Raw genomic sequence first — 15,828 nt, forward strand, 5'->3', positions numbered from 1 at the left:
CCGGCCGGCGGCGGCCCCCGGCGGGAAGGGCCCCGGCCACCCGGCCGGGGCCCGCCTCACGCGTCGTACGCGTCCGGCTTGCCCGGGGTGGCGCCCTGCACCGCGCCGCCGAGATTCAGCGAGCGGCTGACGAACTTGTCGGTGTCGACGTTGTTGTCGTCGAGGAACCGTATCGCCGCCGCGTGCACGGCCCGCACCACCGGGGTGGCGGCGCGCAGCGCGTCGTCCGCCATGAAGCGGTGCGTCCACGGCGGCTCCACCCACGAGTGCCGCAGCCCGAACGGCTCGGGCAGGGCGAGCTTGCCGCCGGCCCACTCCAGCAGGGGCGGTATCCACATCAGCGGGGCGCGCACCGAGCAGCGCACGACCTCCTCGGCGGTCACCAGCGGCAGGGAGACCTTCTTGGTCTCCCAGAACTTGATGCTCTTGGGGACGTCCTTGGTCTTCGGCTCCGGCTTGCTGCTGAGCGACGGCGCGACCGGACCCAGGGTGTGCCCGGTGACATCGATCCGCAGGGTGCGGTGCAGCACCGTGACCGTGCACAGCAGGTTGAGGACGAGCTGCCCCTCCCACAGCACGAACTGCACGCCCAGGTAGTGCCGGTTGCCGCTGCCGAACTGCTGCTCGTTGCAGATCCGCTGGATCTCGAAGTCCCGCACGGAGTAACCGTCCACCTCCGGGCCGGACGGGCGGGAGACCGAGCCCGCGCCCTCGGCTATCGGCACGACGATCCAGTGCCGCACCGTGGGGCGGGGGAAGCCGCCGCTGTGCAGGGGGCCGCGCTCCAGGTCGCGCAGGGCGCCGTGGATGACCTTGATCACGTCCCAGGCGCGGAACTGGTTGATGTCGGAGTGGCCCGGCTTCGGGGTGAGCTCCTCGGCCATCGACCAGCCTCCCCAGCGCGGGCCCATGCCGAGTATGCCGTCGCGGCCGCGGTAGAAGACGACGTTGCTGTTCTGCTCGGCGGCGAGCTTCTCCAGCTCCACCCGCAGTTGCTCGGCGCGGGTGTCGTTGGGGCCCGAGGGGACGGTCTCCGGGATGGTCGGGCCCGCGCCGGCGCCCTCCAGGGTGTCCGTCCAGCGCTTGCGCAGCTCCCCGGCCGTGGCGGTGCATATCCGCTTGGCGAGGAACCACCCGGCGACCGGCGCCAGCAGGATCAGCCGCATGTAGAGCTGCGCCAGGCCGGTGAACGGCGGCCGCACGGCGAACAGCACCGCGAACACCGCCACCGCGGCAATCACCACGCCGCCCAGCGGGCTGATGCGGTTGCTGGCCATCCGGGTGAGGGTGCGCTTGAGCTGGAAGGCGCCGATCCACACCAGGGTGCCGGGCAGGAACAGCAGCCCGAACACCGCCATCACCGCGGTCAGCCGCAGGTCGCGGGAGCGGCGGATCCGGCTGGCCGCCAGGCAGTGCTGGACCACGGCCATGGGGTCGAGCCCGAACGACTGGATGACCGGGGCCCGCCCGGCGCCGAGCATCCGCACCTGCACGGCCCGGCAGAACGCCTCGCCGAGCGTCGGCTCCAGCAGGCTGAACCGGCCCGCCTTCTGCGACGTGCCCTCGCTGAGCTTGGTCAGCTCCTCCATCTTCCCGTCGCGGTACGCGGCGGAGGAGAGCATCTGGGTCGCCGCGCTCTGCTTCGCCACGTCCGTCAGCGGGACCTGGGCCCCGGGACTGAGGTCGAACGACGTGGTCAACGCGCCCCCCTGACAACTAAGACTGCCAACTCGAACCGCCCAACCCGCCACCGGCCCCGACCGCGGGACCGGACGGCGCCGACCGCGGGCGCCGCCGCCAAGTCGCGGGCGCGCCGCGCCCGTTGCCGGCGGTCGCACCAGGATGTGCGGCCCGCCTGCCGCCCCAACAGCATGCCCCGCCCGGCGGACGGCCATACCCGAGGCACAGCCTAGCCCGGGGCGGGGCAGCGCACGCTGCGCTTTCGGACGGTCACCCCCCGCGGAGGTGACCGCCACCCGGTCACCTCACCGCGGCTTCCTCCTGCCGCACCTTCGCCGCCACCTGCGCCGGCATCGGTTCGTGCCGGACGTAGGAGCGGCTGAACCTGCCGGTGCCGTGCGCCAGCGACCGCAGGTCCACGGCGTACCTGCTGATCTCCAGCTCCGGCACCTCCGCGCGCACCAGGGTGCGGCCGGGGCCCGCGGCCTCCGTGCCGAGGACCCGGCCGCGCCGCCCGGACAGGTCGCTCATCACCGGGCCGACGTACTCGTCCGGCACCAGCACCCCGACCTCGGCCACCGGCTCGAGCAGGTGGATGACGGCCCCGGCCGCGGCCTCCCGCAGCGCGAGCGCCCCCGCAGTCTGGAACGCCGCGTCGGAGGAGTCCACCGAGTGGGCCTTGCCGTCGTGCAGCGTCACCCGCACGTCCACCACCGGGTACCCGGCGGCGACGCCCTTGGCGAGCTGCGCCCGCACGCCCTTCTCCACGGACGGGATGAACTGGCGGGGCACCGCGCCGCCGACGACCTTGTCGACGAACTCGAAGCCGCCGCCGCAGGGGAGCGGCTCCACCTCGATCTCGCAGATGGCGAACTGCCCGTGCCCGCCGGACTGCTTCACGTGCCTGCCGCGGCCGGTGGCCTTGGCGCCGAAGGTCTCCCGCAGCGACACCTTGTACGGGACGGTGTCCACCTGCACGCCGTAGCGGGTGCGCAGCCGGTCCAGCAGGACGTCGGCGTGCGCCTCGCCCAGGCACCACAGCACGACCTGGTGGGTGTCCTGGTTCTGCTCCAGCCGCATGGTGGGGTCCTCGGCGACCAGGCGGGCCAGGCCCTGGGAGAGCTTGTCCTCGTCGGCCTTGCTGTGCGCCTCCACGGCCACGGGCAGCAGCGGGTCGGGCATGACCCACGGCTCCATCAGCAGCGGGTCGTCCTTGGCGGAGAGGGTGTCGCCGGTCTCGGCGCGGGTGAGCTTGGCGACGGTGCAGATGTCCCCGGCGACGCACTTGGCGACGGTGCGCTGCTGCTTGCCGAACGGGGAGGACAGGGCGCCCACGCGCTCGTCGACGTCGTGGTCCTCGTGGCCGCGGTCGGCCAGGCCGTGCCCGGAGACGTGGACGGTCTCGTCGGGGCGCAGGGTGCCGGAGAACACCCGCACCAGGCTGAGCCGCCCGACATAGGGGTCGGAGGAGGTCTTGACCACCTCGGCGACGAGCGGGCCGTCCGGGTCGCAGGTCAGCGGGGGCCTGGGCCTGCCGTCCGGGGTGGTGACGGCGGGGGCGCGGCGCTCGGGCGGGGTGGGGAAGGCGCCGGTGACCAGTTCGAGCAGCTCCACCGTGCCCAGGCCCTGCCTGGCGCCGTCGGCGGCCGGGGCGGCGGCGAGCACGGGGTGGAAGGTGCCGCGGGCCACGGCCCGCTCCAGGTCCTGGACGAGCGTCTTGGTGTCCAGGGCCTCCCCGGCGAGGTAGCGGTCCATCAGGGACTCGTCCTCGCTCTCCGCGATGATGCCCTCGATCAGCCGGGCCCTGGCGCCCGCCACGCGCGGCAGGTCGGCCTCGTCGGGGTCGCGCTCCTCGCGGGTGCCGCCGCGGTAGTCGAAGACCCGCTGCGAGAGCAGCCCGATCAGGCCGGTGACCGGGGCGTGCCCGTCCGGGGCCTCGGGGCCGCGCAGCGGCAGGTAGAGGGGGAGGACGCACTCGGGGTTGTCGCGGCCGAAGACCTCCTGGCAGGTGGCGACCATCTGCTCGAAGTCGGAGCGCGCCGCCTCCAGATGGGTGACGACGACGGCGCGGGGCATGCCGACGGCGGCGCACTCGTCCCAGACCATGCGGGTGGAGCCGTCCACGCCGTCGGCGGCGGAGACGACGAACAGGGCCGCGTCCGCGGCGCGCAGGCCGGCCCGCAGCTCCCCGACGAAGTCGGCGTAGCCGGGGGTGTCCAGGAGGTTGATCTTGATGCCGGCCCACTCGACGGGGACCAGGGAGAGCTGCACCGAGCGGTGCTGGCGGTGTTCGATCTCGTCGTGGTCGGAGACGGTGGCGCCGTCCTCGACCCGTCCCGCCCGGGTGGTGGCGCCGGTCGCCAGCGCGAGCGCCTCGACGAGGGTGGTCTTGCCCGAGCCGCTGTGGCCGACCAGCACCACGTTGCGTACGCCGCTGGGCCGGTCGGCCGCCAGTGCCCTTCCGGCGGCTCCTGGGGGGTTCGTCTTGTCGGCCATGGGCTCGCCTCCCGCTCACCCCGCTCACCGCGAGGTGATGTTCGCAGGGATGGGAACGCGCGCGCGACGGGTCCGCTCGTCGGTCACCCCGCCTGCTGTCTCCTCGTCCGCCCAGGGGGCAGGGGAGGGCCTTTCCCGGCGGCGGATGAGGCGGCGGGGACGTGGGGCGGCTCCGTCGACGCCCGCGGGTCTCTCGAGCTTTTCACGAGCGTCACCACCCGTCCATAGGGCGTACGGGTGCCGCGGGGCGGTCCGGGCGGGCTGCCTGCGGGTATGCCCGGCCCGGGTCGCCGGGGCGGGTGCCGTCGGAAGGAGTGGTCGCGCGACCTGGCTACGATGGGCCCGCCGACGCCCGTCCGGGTGTCGCCGCTTCCGCCGAAACCTGGGAAGGTCATGCTCAACAAGTACGCGCGTGCGTTCTTCACGCGTGTCCTCACACCGTTCGCGTCGATGCTGCTGCGTGCCGGCGTCTCCGCGGACGCGGTCACGCTGGTCGGCACCGCCGGTGTGGTGGCGGGGGCACTGGCCTTCTACCCCAGAGGCGAGTTCTTCTGGGGCACCGTGGTGATCACGCTCTTCATCTTCTCCGACCTGGTCGACGGCACCATGGCCCGCCAGTCCGGGCGGTCCAGCCGCTGGGGCGCCTTCCTCGACTCCTCGCTGGACCGGATCGGTGACGCGGCGATCTTCGGCGGCATCACCATGTGGTACGCGGGCCGGGGCGACGACCTGCTGCTCGCCGCGGTGACGCTGTTCTGCCTCGGCAGCGGCCAGGTGGTCTCCTACACCAAGGCGCGCGCGGAGAGCCTGGGCCTCAAGTGCGATGTGTCCGGCCTGGTCGAGCGGGCGGACCGGCTGGTGATCTCCCTGGTCGCGGCCGGGCTCGCCGGCTTCGAGACGTTCGGTGTGCCGTACATCGAGTGGCTGCTCCCGATCGCCCTGTGGCTGGTGGCCGTGGGCAGCGCGATCACCCTGTGGCAGCGGATGCACGCGGTGTACCGCGAGGCGCAGCAGGCGGACGCCGTCAAGGCCGCAGGCAAGGGCGGTTCCGCGTGAGGGAACGGCTGGCGGACACCGGGTACGCGCTGGGCTGGACGCTCGTCAAGCGCCTGCCGGAGCCGGTGGCCGGACGGCTGTTCACCGCGATCGCCGACTACGCCTGGCGGCGGCGCGGCAGGAGCGTGGCCCGCCTGGAGGCGAACCTCGCCCGGGTGGCGCCGGACGCCTCCGCCGAGGCGCTGCGGGAGCTCTCCAGGGCCGGGATGCGCTCCTACCTGCGGTACTGGCTGGAGGCGTTCCGGCTGCCCACGTGGAGCCCGGAGCGGGTGCGGGCCTCGCTCGCCATCGAGGGCGTGCACCACGTGGACGAGGGCATGGCCGCGGGCCGCGGCGTGATCGCGGCGCTGCCGCACCTGGCCAACTGGGACCTGGCCGGGGCGTGGATCGCCGAGCGCGGCTACCCGTTCACCACGGTCGCCGAGCGGCTGCGGCCCGAGTCGCTGTTCGACCGCTTCGTCGCCTACCGGGAGAGCCTCGGCATGGAGGTGCTGGCCCACTCCGGCGGGGCGGCGGGCGCGTTCGAGGTGATGGCGGAGCGGCTGCGCGCGGGCCGCCTGGTGTGCCTGGTCGCCGACCGGGACCTGTCCAGCAGCGGGGTCGAGGTCACCTTCTTCGGCGAGAGGGCGCGGATGCCGGCCGGGCCCGCGCTGCTCGCCCTGCGGACCGGGGCGCCGCTGCTGCCCGTCACCCTGTGGTACGGCGACACCCTGGAGGGCAGGGTGCACCCACCGGTGCCCGTGCCGGAGCGGGGCACGACCGCGGAGAAGGCCGCCGCGATGACCCAGGCGCTGGCGGACGTGTTCGCGCGGGGCATCGCCGAGCACCCCCAGGACTGGCACATGCTCCAGCGGCTGTGGCTGGCCGACCTGCCCGGGGCCCGCGGCGGCGGCGCGGCGGAGCGGGCCGCGGGGGCGGCGGAGCGCGCGGACGGCAGGGGGGCCAGGTGAGGATCGGGATCGTCTGCCCGTACTCGTGGGACATCCCCGGGGGCGTGCAGTTCCACATCCGCGACTTCGCCGAGTACGTGACCGGGCTCGGGCACGAGGTGTCCGTGCTGGCCTCGGCGGAGGACGACGGGGCGCTGCCGCCGTACGTGGTGTCGGCCGGCCGCGCCGTGCCCGTCCCGTACAACGGGTCCGTGGCCCGCCTGAACTTCGGGTTCGTCGCCGCCGCCCGGGTGCGGCGCTGGCTGCGCGACGGCCGGTTCGACGTGCTGCACATCCACGAGCCCGCGCCGCCCTCGCTCGGCCTGCTGGCGTGCTGGGCGGCGCAGGGGCCGATCGTGGCCACCTTCCACATGTCCAGCCCCCGCTCGCGGGCGATGGTCGCGGCGTACCCGATCCTCCAGCCCGCGATGGAGAAGATCAGCGCCCGGATCGCGGTGAGCGAGTACGCGCGGCGCACCCTGGTCGAGCACCTGGGCGGCGACGCGGTGGTGATCCCCAACGGGGTGGACGTGTCGTTCTTCGCCGGCGCCGAGCCCGAGCCGCGCTGGCAGGGCGGCGCGCAGGAGGGGCGGCCCGGCACGATCGGCTTCATCGGCCGCCTGGACGAGCCGCGCAAGGGCCTGCCGACGCTGCTGGAGGCTTTCCCGCGGATCCTCGAGCACCGCCCCGGGGTGCGGCTGCTGGTGGCCGGGCGCGGGGACGAGCGCGAGGCGGTGGAGGCGCTGCCGCCGCGGGTGCGCGGGCAGGTGGAGTTCCTCGGCATGATCAGCGACGAGGACAAGGCGCGGCTGCTGCGCAGCGTGGATGTGTACGTGGCGCCGAACACCGGCGGGGAGAGCTTCGGGATCATCCTGGTGGAGGCGATGTCCGCGGGCGCGCCGGTGCTGGCCAGCGACCTGGAGGCGTTCCGGCAGGTGCTGGACGGGGGAGCGGCGGGCGAGCTGTTCGACGTGGGCGACGCCGAGGCGCTGGCCCGGGCCACGGTGCGCCTGCTCGGCGACCCGGCGAGGCTGGCCGAGCTGCGCCGGGCCGCCCGCCGCCATGTGCGGCGCTACGACTGGCCCACGGTCGCCGGGGACATCCTGGAGGTGTACGAGACGGTGGCCGCGGGCGCGGCGTCGGTGGCCGAGGACGAGCGGGTGGGGCTGTTCTCCCGGTTCGGCCGGGGCGGCGCGAAGGACCTGAGCGCGGGGGACTGAGCGCGGGGGCGCGGGTGACCGGGCGCGGGGGCATGCGCGCGGCGGCCCGGCCCGCGCCGGGTAGCCTGGCCGCCCGTGACCACCTGGATCCTGATCGTCCTCGCCGTCCTCGCCTTCGGTGTGTACCTGAGCTGGACGGCGGGCCGGCTGGACCGGCTGCACACGCGGATAGACGCCTCCCGGGCCGCGCTGGACGCGCAGTTGCTGCGGCGGGCCTCGGTGGCGCAGGAGCTGGCGACCTCGGGCCTGCTCGACCCGGCGGCCTCGCTGGTGCTGTACCAGGCGGCGCAGGCCGCCCGGCAGGCCGACGACGAGCAGCGCGAGGTGGCCGAGAGCGAGCTGAGCCAGGCGCTGCGCGCGGTCTTCGGCGAGGAGGAGCAGGTCGAGGCGCTGCACGCGGTCCCCGGCGGCGAGGAGGCCACCCGGGAGCTGGCCGCGGCGATGCGGCGGGCGACCATGGCGCGGCGGTTCCACAACGACTCGGTGCGCGCGGCGCGCGCGGTGCGGCGGCACCGTCTGGTGCGGTGGTTCCGGCTGGCCGGGTACGCGCCGTTCCCGATGACGTTCGAGATGGACGACGAGCCGCCCGCGACGCTGTCCCGGGACTGAGGCGGCGGGCCCCGCGGTGCCGCGCGACCGGCGCCGGCCGCCCGCCCGGGGCGGGCCGCCGGCGGGGAAGCGGAAGAAAAACTGTCCTGGTGGCGTTCCCCACCTGGACGGATCGGCGCGTCCGATCATCTGAGCGACAGGCCTACGATGGTTCCCGTCCGCCCCTTCGGATTTCGTTCTCTCGAGTGAGGTCACACCGTGTCCACTGCGTCCCCCGTTCCCTCCGGCACTCCCGAGACCGGCACCGCCCGGGTCAAGCGCGGCATGGCCGAGCAGCTCAAGGGTGGCGTGATCATGGACGTCGTCACGCCGGAGCAGGCCAAGATCGCGGAGGACGCCGGCGCCGTCGCCGTCATGGCGCTCGAGCGCGTGCCCGCCGACATCCGCAAGGACGGCGGCGTGGCCCGCATGTCCGACCCGGACATGATCGAGGGCATCATCGAGGCCGTGTCCATCCCCGTGATGGCCAAGTCCCGGATCGGGCACTTCGTGGAGGCGCAGGTCCTCCAGGCGCTCGGCGTGGACTACATCGACGAGTCGGAGGTGCTGACCCCGGCCGACGAGGTCAACCACACCGACAAGTGGGCCTTCACCACCCCCTTCGTCTGCGGCGCCACCAACCTGGGCGAGGCCCTGCGCCGCATCTCCGAGGGCGCGGCGATGATCCGCTCCAAGGGCGAGGCCGGCACCGGCAACGTGGTGGAGGCGGTCCGCCACATGCGGCAGATCCGCGCGGAGATCAAGCGGCTCACCACGCTGGACGAGATCGAGCTGTTCGCCGCCGCCAAGGAGCTGCGCGCCCCGTACGAGCTGGTCAAGGAGGTCGCCACGCTCGGGAAGCTGCCCGTGGTGCTCTTCTCCGCCGGCGGCGTGGCCACCCCGGCGGACGCGGCGCTGATGATGCAGCTCGGCGCCGAGGGCGTGTTCGTCGGCTCCGGCATCTTCAAGTCCGGCGACCCGGCCAAGCGCGCCGCGGCCGTGGTGAAGGCCACCACCTTCCACGACGACCCCGACGTGATCGCCAAGGTCTCCCGCGGGCTCGGCGAGGCCATGGTCGGCATCAACTGCGACGACCTGCCCGAGACCCAGCGCTACGCCTCCCGCGGCTGGTAGCCCGCGGCCCGCTCCGGCCGTTCCGCCCGCTCCCGCCGCCCCGCCCCGCCCCGTCCCCGCCGTCTGCCGAGAGGTTCGCTCACTCCCGTGTCCTCCTCCACTCCCGTCATCGGCGTGCTCGCCCTCCAGGGCGACGTGCGCGAGCACACCATCGCCCTCGCCGAGGCCGACGCGCTGGCCCGCCCGGTCCGCCGCCCCGGCGAGCTGGCCGAGGTGGACGCCCTGGTCGTGCCCGGCGGCGAGTCCACGACCATGTCCAACCTGGCGCTGGCGTTCGGCCTGCTCGCTCCGCTGCGCGAGCGGGTGGCGGCCGGGATGCCCGTCTACGGCTCCTGCGCGGGCATGATCATGCTCGCGGACAAGATCCTGGACGGGCGGGAGGACCAGGAGACCATCGGCGGCATCGACATGATCGTGCGCCGCAACGCCTTTGGGCGGCAGAACGAGTCCTTCGAGGCGCGGGTGCACTTCACGGGCATCGAGGACGGGCCGCTCCAGGGCGTGTTCATCCGCGCCCCGTGGGTGGAGTCCGTGGGCGCGGACGTGGAGGTGCTGGCCCGGCTGGACGGCGGCCCGGCCGAGGGCCGGATCGTGGCGGTGCGCCAGGGCGGGCTGCTGGCCACGTCGTTCCACCCGGAGCTCACCGGTGACCACCGGGTGCACCGGCTGTTCGTGGACATGGTCCGCGACCTGCTCTGAGGCGTCCGCCCGCCCGCCGAAGCCGCGCCGCCCCGCCACGGGGCCGCGCGGCTTCGGCACATCGGCCGTGCGCCCGCCCCGCCGAGGCGCCCGCGGCCCCGCCGGGGGCGGCGGGCCGGGAGGGGGTGCCGCCCCCGGTAGGATCGGCTCGTTCCAGCAGTCAACAGGTGACGCGAAGGAGACAGGCGGGGATGTCCGGCCACTCTAAATGGGCTACGACGAAGCACAAGAAGGCCGTGATCGACGCCAAGCGCGGCAAGCTCTTCGCGAAGCTGATCAAGAACATCGAGGTCGCGGCCCGCACCGGCGGAGGTGACCCCGCCGGCAACCCGACGCTCTACGACGCCATCCAGAAGGCGAAGAAGAGCTCGGTGCCCAACGACAACATCGACCGCGCCGTCAAGCGCGGCTCCGGCCTGGAGGCCGGCGGCGCCGAGTACCAGACCATCATGTACGAGGGCTACGGCCCGAACGGCGTGGCGGTCCTCATCGAGTGCCTCACCGACAACCGCAACCGCGCCGCCTCCGACGTGCGCGTGGCGATGACCCGCAACGGCGGCTCCATGGCCGACCCGGGCTCGGTGTCCTACATGTTCTCCCGCAAGGGCGTGGTGATCGTGCCCAAGGGCGAGCTCGGCGAGGACGACGTGCTGGCCGCGGTGCTCGACGCCGGCGCCGAGGAGGTCAACGACCTCGGCGAGTCCTTCGAGGTAGTCAGCGAGGCGTCCGACCTGGTCGCGGTGCGCACCGCGCTCCAGGACGCCGGGATCGACTACGACTCGGCGGAGGCCAACTTCCTGCCCAGCGTGCACGTGCAGTTGGACGAGGAGGGCGCGCGGAAGATCTTCAAGCTGATCGACGCGCTGGAGGACAGCGACGACGTGCAGAACGTCTTCGCGAACTTCGACGTGCCGGACGAGATCATGGAGAAGCTGGACGCCTGACGCGCGGCCCGGCTGTCGGACCCGGCCGCTAGCCTGCGGGCAGGCCGGGCGGCAGCTCGCCGGGCAGGCCGTGACGAGACGAGATCGGGGGCGGGCCGGTGCGGGTGCTCGGAGTGGACCCGGGGCTCACCCGGTGCGGGATCGGCGTCGTGGACGGCGCCCCCGGCCGCCCGCTGCGGATGGCCGCCGTCGGAGTGGTGCGCACCCCGGCGGACGCGGAGATCGGGCAGCGCCTGGTCCTGATCGAGCAGGGCCTGGAGCGCTGGCTGGACGAGCAGCGGCCGCAGGCCGTCGCCGTGGAGCGGGTCTTCAGCCAGCACAACGTGCGCACGGTGATGGGCACCGCCCAGGCCAGCGCCGTGGCCATCCTGTGCGCCGCCCGCCGCGGCCTGCCGGTCGCCCTGCACACCCCCAGCGAGGTCAAGGCCGCCGTCACCGGCAGCGGCCGCGCCGACAAGGCGCAGGTCGGCGCGATGGTCACCCGGCTGCTTCGGCTGGACGCCCCGCCGAAGCCCGCCGACGCCGCCGACGCCCTGGCGCTGGCCATCTGCCACATCTGGCGCGGCACCGCCACCGGCCGCCTCGCCGACGCGGTGGCCGCCCAGGCCCGCGCCGGCTCCCGCGGGCCGGCCGCCCGGCCCGCCGCCGGGCCGGCCCCCCGTACCGGAACCCCCAGGAGTGGCACATGATCGCCTTCGTCAGCGGGCGGGTCGCCGCGCTCGGCCCCGACACCGCCGTGGTCGAGGTCGGCGGCGTCGGCATGGCCGTGCAGTGCACCCCCGGCACCCTCGCCGGGCTGCGGGTGGGCGAGGAGGCCAGGCTCGCGACCTCCCTGGTGGTGCGCGAGGACTCGCTGACCCTGTACGGCTTCGCCGACGACGACGAGCGGCAGGTCTTCGAGCTGCTCCAGACCGCGAGCGGCGTCGGGCCGCGGCTGGCGCAGGCCATGCTCGCCGTGCACTCGCCGGACGGGCTGCGCCGGGCGTTCGCCGCGGGCGACGAGAAGGCGCTGGTGGCCGTGCCCGGCATCGGCAAGAAGGGCGCCCAGCGGCTGCTGCTCGAACTGAAGGGCCGCCTGGGTGAGCCGGCGGCGGGCGCGGCCCGCGCCGCGGCCGGCGGCCCGGCCGCGGCGGGCTGGCGCGACCAACTGCACGCCGCCCTGGTGGGCCTCGGCTACGCCGTCCGCCAGGCGGACGAGGCGGTGGAGGCCGTGGCCCCCGAGGCGGACGCCGCCGTCGCCGGGGGCGGCGCGCCCGACGTCTCCGCGCTGCTGCGCTCCGCGCTGCGGGGCCTGGGCCGCGCCCGCTGACGGCCCGTCCGCGGCGGCGGGCTCCGCGCCGCTGTCGCACCCGTCGGGCAGGATGCCCCTGGACGGCGGCGCCCGGCACCGGACCGCCGCGGAGACGGGCCTGCGGTGAGCGGCCCGTTGAGTGCAACCCGAGCGAGAGAGCGCCGATGAACTGGGACGAGACCGCACACGAGCCCCCGCACGAGCCGCCGCTCGACCGGCAGGCGGAGGGCGGCCGCCTGGTGGGCGCGTCCGCCGACGGGGACGACCAGGCGGTGGAGGCCGCGCTGCGGCCCAAGACCCTGGAGGAGTTCGTCGGCCAGGAGCGGGTGCGCGAGCAGTTGTCCCTGGTGCTGCGGGCGGCCAGGCAGCGCGGCGCCACCGCCGACCACGTGCTGCTCTCGGGCGCGCCCGGCCTCGGCAAGACCACCCTTTCCATGATCATCGCCGCGGAGATGAACGCCCCGATCCGGATCACCTCGGGACCCGCGATCCAGCACGCGGGCGACCTGGCGGCGATCCTGTCCTCGCTCGCCGAGGGCGAGGTCCTCTTCCTCGACGAGATCCACCGCATGTCGCGCCCCGCCGAGGAGATGCTGTACATGGCGATGGAGGACTTCCGGGTCGACGTGATCGTCGGCAAGGGCCCGGGCGCCACCGCCATCCCGCTGGAGCTGCCCCCGTTCACCCTGGTCGGCGCCACCACCAGGGCCGGTCTGCTGCCGCCGCCGCTGCGCGACCGGTTCGGCTTCACCGCGCACATGGAGTTCTACGCCCCCGGTGAGCTGGAGCGCGTCCTGCACCGCTCGGCCCGGCTGCTGGAGGTGCCGCTGGAGGCGGAGGGCGCCGCCGAGATCGCCGGGCGCTCCCGCGGCACCCCCCGCATCGCCAACCGGCTGCTGCGCAGGGTCCGCGACTTCGCGCAGGTCAGGGCGGACGGGGTGATCACCCGCGAGGTGGCGCAGCGGGCGCTGGACGTGTACGAGGTGGACGCCCGCGGCCTGGACCGGCTGGACCGGGCCGTGCTGGAGGCGCTGCTGAAGCTGTTCGGCGGGGGACCGGTGGGGATCTCGACGCTGGCGGTGGCCGTGGGGGAGGAGCGCGAGACGGTGGAGGAGGTGGCCGAGCCGTTCCTGGTGCGCGAGGGGCTGCTGGCCCGCACCCCGCGGGGCCGGATCGCCACCCCCGCGGCCTGGGCCCACCTGGGACTCGCCGCGCCGCAGCAGGGACTGTTCGGCGGACCGTGACACCATGGGCGGGGAAGGGCGTGTTCCGGCCGCCAGGCCGCAGGCCCTCGGGCGCAGCGCTTCGGGCTCGCTCCCACGGAACTGGGATGCGATGCTTGGCGTTGTTCCATGACGACGGGTTCGCTTAGACTCCGCCGACGCCGCCCCTGACAGGACGGCCCCCCACATCCCCGCAGACCGGCCGCCGCGGGTGGCCCCGTGAAGGACTTCCTGAAACCGTGGATATCGTCGCTCTCCTCCCGTTCCTCGTGCTCATCGGTGCGATGTTCCTGCTGACGCGTTCGGCAAAGAACAAGCAGCGCGCAGCCGCCCAGATGCGCAACCAGATGCAGCCCGGGTCCGGGGTCCGGACCATCGGCGGCCTGTACGCCACCGTCAAGGAAGTCAACGACGACACGGTCGTCGTCGAACTCTCCCCCGGCGTCCATGCCACCTTCGCCAAGAACGCCATCGCCGTCGTCCTCGAGGACGAGGAGTACGACCGCATCGTCAACGGCGGGGGCGACGACGAGTCCCTCGAGGGTGACGACCTGGCGGACGAACTGCCGGCCGTCCCGGACAGCCCCGCCGGCCTCGAGGCCGTGGACCTGTCCAAGGACCGCGAGGACGACGCCGAGGGCGAGGCCCCTCGTGCGAACGTGAGGAAGGACGTCGGGAAGGGCGCCGCGCGCGACGAGGAGGGCCGCGCCGACTCCTGACGGGTTCGGGCCGGCCGCCCACGCGTCCGGCGGGCACGTCCTACCTATTGACTTCGTGGCCGCCCCGCGAGCAGCGCTCGCGGGGCGGTTCGGACAGGGAGAATCGAGAAGGTGGCAGCACCCAAGAAGGGCCGCTCCCAGCAGAGGCCGGGGTCCGCCCTGGTCGTGATCCTGCTGATGATGGCCGCGCTGGTGGGAGGGATGTTCGCCTCCGGTGACCTGACTCCGCGACTGGGCATCGACCTCGCGGGAGGCACCAGCATCACTCTGGCGGCGCAGAACGAGCCGGGCCAGAAGAACGCCATCAACAAGACGAACCTGAACACCGCCGTGAACATCATCGAGCGGCGGGTCAACGGCGTGGGGGTCACCGAGGCGGAGGTGCAGACCCAAGGGGACAAGCACATCATCGTCAACATCCCCAAGGGCACCAACGAGGAGCAGGCCAAGGAGCAGGTCGGCAAGACCGCCCGGCTGTTCTTCCGCCCGGTGATCAGCATGGAGCCGATCGCCCCGCCGGCCACCGAGTCGGGCAAGCCCTCGGACAAGCCCAGCGACTCCGGCAAGCCCAGCTCCTCGTCGTCGCCCGACGCCAAGGAGTCCTCCGGCACCGACGGCGGGCAGAGCGCCTCCCCCTCGGGCAGCTCCAGCTCCACCACGCAGGGCAGGGCCGTCACCGACGCGCTGAAGGCCGACGAGAGCCCCGCGGCGAGCTCCAGCTCCTCGCCGCAGGCCACCCAGAGCCCGTCCGCGCCCTCCCAGGACCCCGCCCAGCAGGGCGCCCTCGCCGACGTCTGCGCCAAGGACGGCAAGAAGCCGCCGCTCGGCAAGCCCGAGGAGAACGTCACCGCCTGCGGCACCGGCGAGATGAAGGACTACCGGTTCCAGCTCGGCCCGGCCGCCGTCGCCGGCACCGACCTCGACGACGCCAAGGCGGTGTTCGACCAGCAGAGCGGCCAGTGGAAGGTCACGCTGGACTTCGACGGCAAGGGCTCGAAGAAGTTCGCCGACGTCACCGGCAAGCTCGCCAGCCAGGGCGCGCCGAACAACCAGTTCGCCATCGTCCTCGACGGCGACGTGGTCTCCGCCCCCTCCGTCAACGAGAGCATCGCCGGCGGCCAGGCCGAGATCAGCGGCAGCTTCGGCCAGCAGGAGGCCAAGGACCTGGCCAACATCCTGTCCTACGGCGCCCTGCCGCTGAGCTTCCGCACCGAGGACGTCACCGAGGTCTCCGCCGCGCTCGGCAGCGACCAGCTCCGCGGCGGCCTGATCGCGGGCGGCATCGGCATGGCCCTGGTCATCCTGTACTCGCTGCTGTACTACCGGGGCCTGGCGCTGGTGTCGGTGCTCAGCCTCCTGGCCTCCGCGGTCCTCACCTACTCGATCATGACGCTGCTCGGCCGCGCCATCGGGTTCGCACTGAACCTGCCGGCCGTCTGCGGCGCCATCGTCGCGATCGGCATCACCGCGGACTCGTTCATCGTGTACTTCGAACGCATCAGGGACGAGATCCGCGAGGGACGCTCGCTGCGCCCCTCGGTGGAGCGGGCCTGGCCGCGCGCCCGGCGCACCATCCTGGTGTCCGACTTCGTGTCGTTCCTGGCCGCCGCCGTGCTGTACATCGTCTCCGTCGGCAAGGTGCAGGGCTTCGCGTTCACCCTGGGCCTGACCACCCTGCTCGACGTGCTCGTGGTCTTCCTGTTCACCAAGCCGCTGATGACCCTGCTCGCCCGGACCAAGTTCTACGGCGACGGGCACAAGTGGTCCGGGCTCGATCCGAAGCGTCTGGGCGCCCCCGCCCCGATCCGCGGCCGCCGCCGTCCCGTGACCACCGTGAAGGAGGCCTGAG

14 protein-coding genes are annotated in these 15,828 nt (G+C 73.9%); 12 read left to right on the forward strand and 2 right to left on the reverse strand.

Annotated elements, in window-relative coordinates; translation table 11 throughout:
- Window positions 1–56: 56 nt before the first annotated feature.
- Window positions 57–1,700, reverse strand: coding sequence for a hypothetical protein (locus ACYVO2_RS09210; RefSeq protein ID WP_461007141.1), 1,644 nt, complete (start codon window positions 1,698–1,700; stop codon window positions 57–59).
- A gap of 280 nt (window positions 1,701–1,980) precedes the next feature.
- Entirely contained in the window at window positions 1,981–4,176 is a 2,196-nt protein-coding gene (locus ACYVO2_RS09215; protein ID WP_461007142.1) for an elongation factor G-like protein EF-G2, read from the reverse strand.
- A 393-nt stretch (window positions 4,177–4,569) separates the two neighbouring features.
- Between ACYVO2_RS09215 and pgsA the strand changes: the two genes are divergently transcribed.
- The 12 genes from pgsA (at window position 4,570) to secD (ending at window position 15,827) form a co-directional block, all read left to right on the forward strand.
- A complete protein-coding gene (gene pgsA, locus ACYVO2_RS09220) occupies window positions 4,570–5,232 on the forward strand; it encodes a phosphatidylinositol phosphate synthase (RefSeq protein ID WP_461007143.1) in 663 nt (220 codons plus the stop codon).
- Window positions 5,229–6,182: a phosphatidylinositol mannoside acyltransferase gene (locus ACYVO2_RS09225; RefSeq protein WP_461007144.1), complete on the forward strand. Its 954-nt coding sequence runs from the start codon at window positions 5,229–5,231 to the stop codon at window positions 6,180–6,182. Before pgsA ends, ACYVO2_RS09225 begins: the two co-directional genes overlap by 4 nt.
- Window positions 6,179–7,381, forward strand: coding sequence for a glycosyltransferase family 4 protein (locus ACYVO2_RS09230; RefSeq protein WP_461007145.1), 1,203 nt, complete (start codon window positions 6,179–6,181; stop codon window positions 7,379–7,381). The genes ACYVO2_RS09225 and ACYVO2_RS09230 overlap by 4 nt, the downstream gene beginning before the upstream one ends.
- A 75-nt stretch (window positions 7,382–7,456) precedes the next feature.
- Window positions 7,457–7,990 (forward strand): hypothetical protein, encoded by a 534-nt coding sequence (locus tag ACYVO2_RS09235; protein ID WP_461007146.1) that lies wholly within the window; start codon window positions 7,457–7,459, stop codon window positions 7,988–7,990.
- Window positions 7,991–8,188: 198 nt separating this feature from the next.
- A complete protein-coding gene (gene pdxS / locus ACYVO2_RS09240) occupies window positions 8,189–9,103 on the forward strand; it encodes a pyridoxal 5'-phosphate synthase lyase subunit PdxS (RefSeq protein WP_461007147.1) in 915 nt (304 codons plus the stop codon).
- A gap of 87 nt (window positions 9,104–9,190) precedes the next feature.
- A complete protein-coding gene (gene pdxT / locus ACYVO2_RS09245; RefSeq protein WP_461007148.1) occupies window positions 9,191–9,802 on the forward strand; it encodes a pyridoxal 5'-phosphate synthase glutaminase subunit PdxT in 612 nt (203 codons plus the stop codon).
- Window positions 9,803–9,993: 191 nt separating this feature from the next.
- Window positions 9,994–10,746, forward strand: coding sequence for a YebC/PmpR family DNA-binding transcriptional regulator (locus tag ACYVO2_RS09250; RefSeq protein WP_461007149.1), 753 nt, complete (start codon window positions 9,994–9,996; stop codon window positions 10,744–10,746).
- Between the two features lie 98 nt (window positions 10,747–10,844).
- On the forward strand, window positions 10,845–11,435 hold the full coding sequence (ruvC, locus tag ACYVO2_RS09255; RefSeq protein ID WP_461007150.1) for a crossover junction endodeoxyribonuclease RuvC: 591 nt from the start codon (window positions 10,845–10,847) through the stop codon (window positions 11,433–11,435).
- Complete coding sequence (gene ruvA, locus ACYVO2_RS09260) at window positions 11,432–12,055, forward strand: Holliday junction branch migration protein RuvA (protein ID WP_461007151.1); 624 nt, start codon at window positions 11,432–11,434, stop codon at window positions 12,053–12,055. Before ruvC ends, ruvA begins: the two co-directional genes overlap by 4 nt.
- A gap of 146 nt (window positions 12,056–12,201) precedes the next feature.
- Window positions 12,202–13,281, forward strand: coding sequence for a Holliday junction branch migration DNA helicase RuvB (ruvB, locus tag ACYVO2_RS09265; protein WP_461007152.1), 1,080 nt, complete (start codon window positions 12,202–12,204; stop codon window positions 13,279–13,281).
- Between the two features lie 218 nt (window positions 13,282–13,499).
- A complete protein-coding gene (yajC, locus tag ACYVO2_RS09270; protein WP_461007153.1) occupies window positions 13,500–13,979 on the forward strand; it encodes a preprotein translocase subunit YajC in 480 nt (159 codons plus the stop codon).
- 111 nt (window positions 13,980–14,090) lie between these two features.
- On the forward strand, window positions 14,091–15,827 hold the full coding sequence (secD, locus tag ACYVO2_RS09275; protein ID WP_461007154.1) for a protein translocase subunit SecD: 1,737 nt from the start codon (window positions 14,091–14,093) through the stop codon (window positions 15,825–15,827).
- Window position 15,828: the final 1 nt, after the last annotated feature.

It is taken from the genome of Streptomyces capparidis (genome assembly GCF_054782095.1).

Excerpts from the sequence above, each read along its gene's own strand:
- pgsA (WP_461007143.1), top strand. The coding sequence starts at position 4,570 with ATGCTCAACAAGTACGCGCGTGCGTTCTTCACGCGTGTCCTCACACCG.
- ruvB (WP_461007152.1), top strand. The coding sequence starts at position 12,202 with ATGAACTGGGACGAGACCGCACACGAGCCCCCGCACGAGCCGCCGCTC.
- ruvA (WP_461007151.1), top strand. The coding sequence starts at position 11,432 with ATGATCGCCTTCGTCAGCGGGCGGGTCGCCGCGCTCGGCCCCGACACC.
- ACYVO2_RS09250 (WP_461007149.1), top strand. The coding sequence starts at position 9,994 with ATGTCCGGCCACTCTAAATGGGCTACGACGAAGCACAAGAAGGCCGTG.
- ACYVO2_RS09215 (WP_461007142.1), bottom strand. The coding sequence starts at position 4,176 with ATGGCCGACAAGACGAACCCCCCAGGAGCCGCCGGAAGGGCACTGGCG.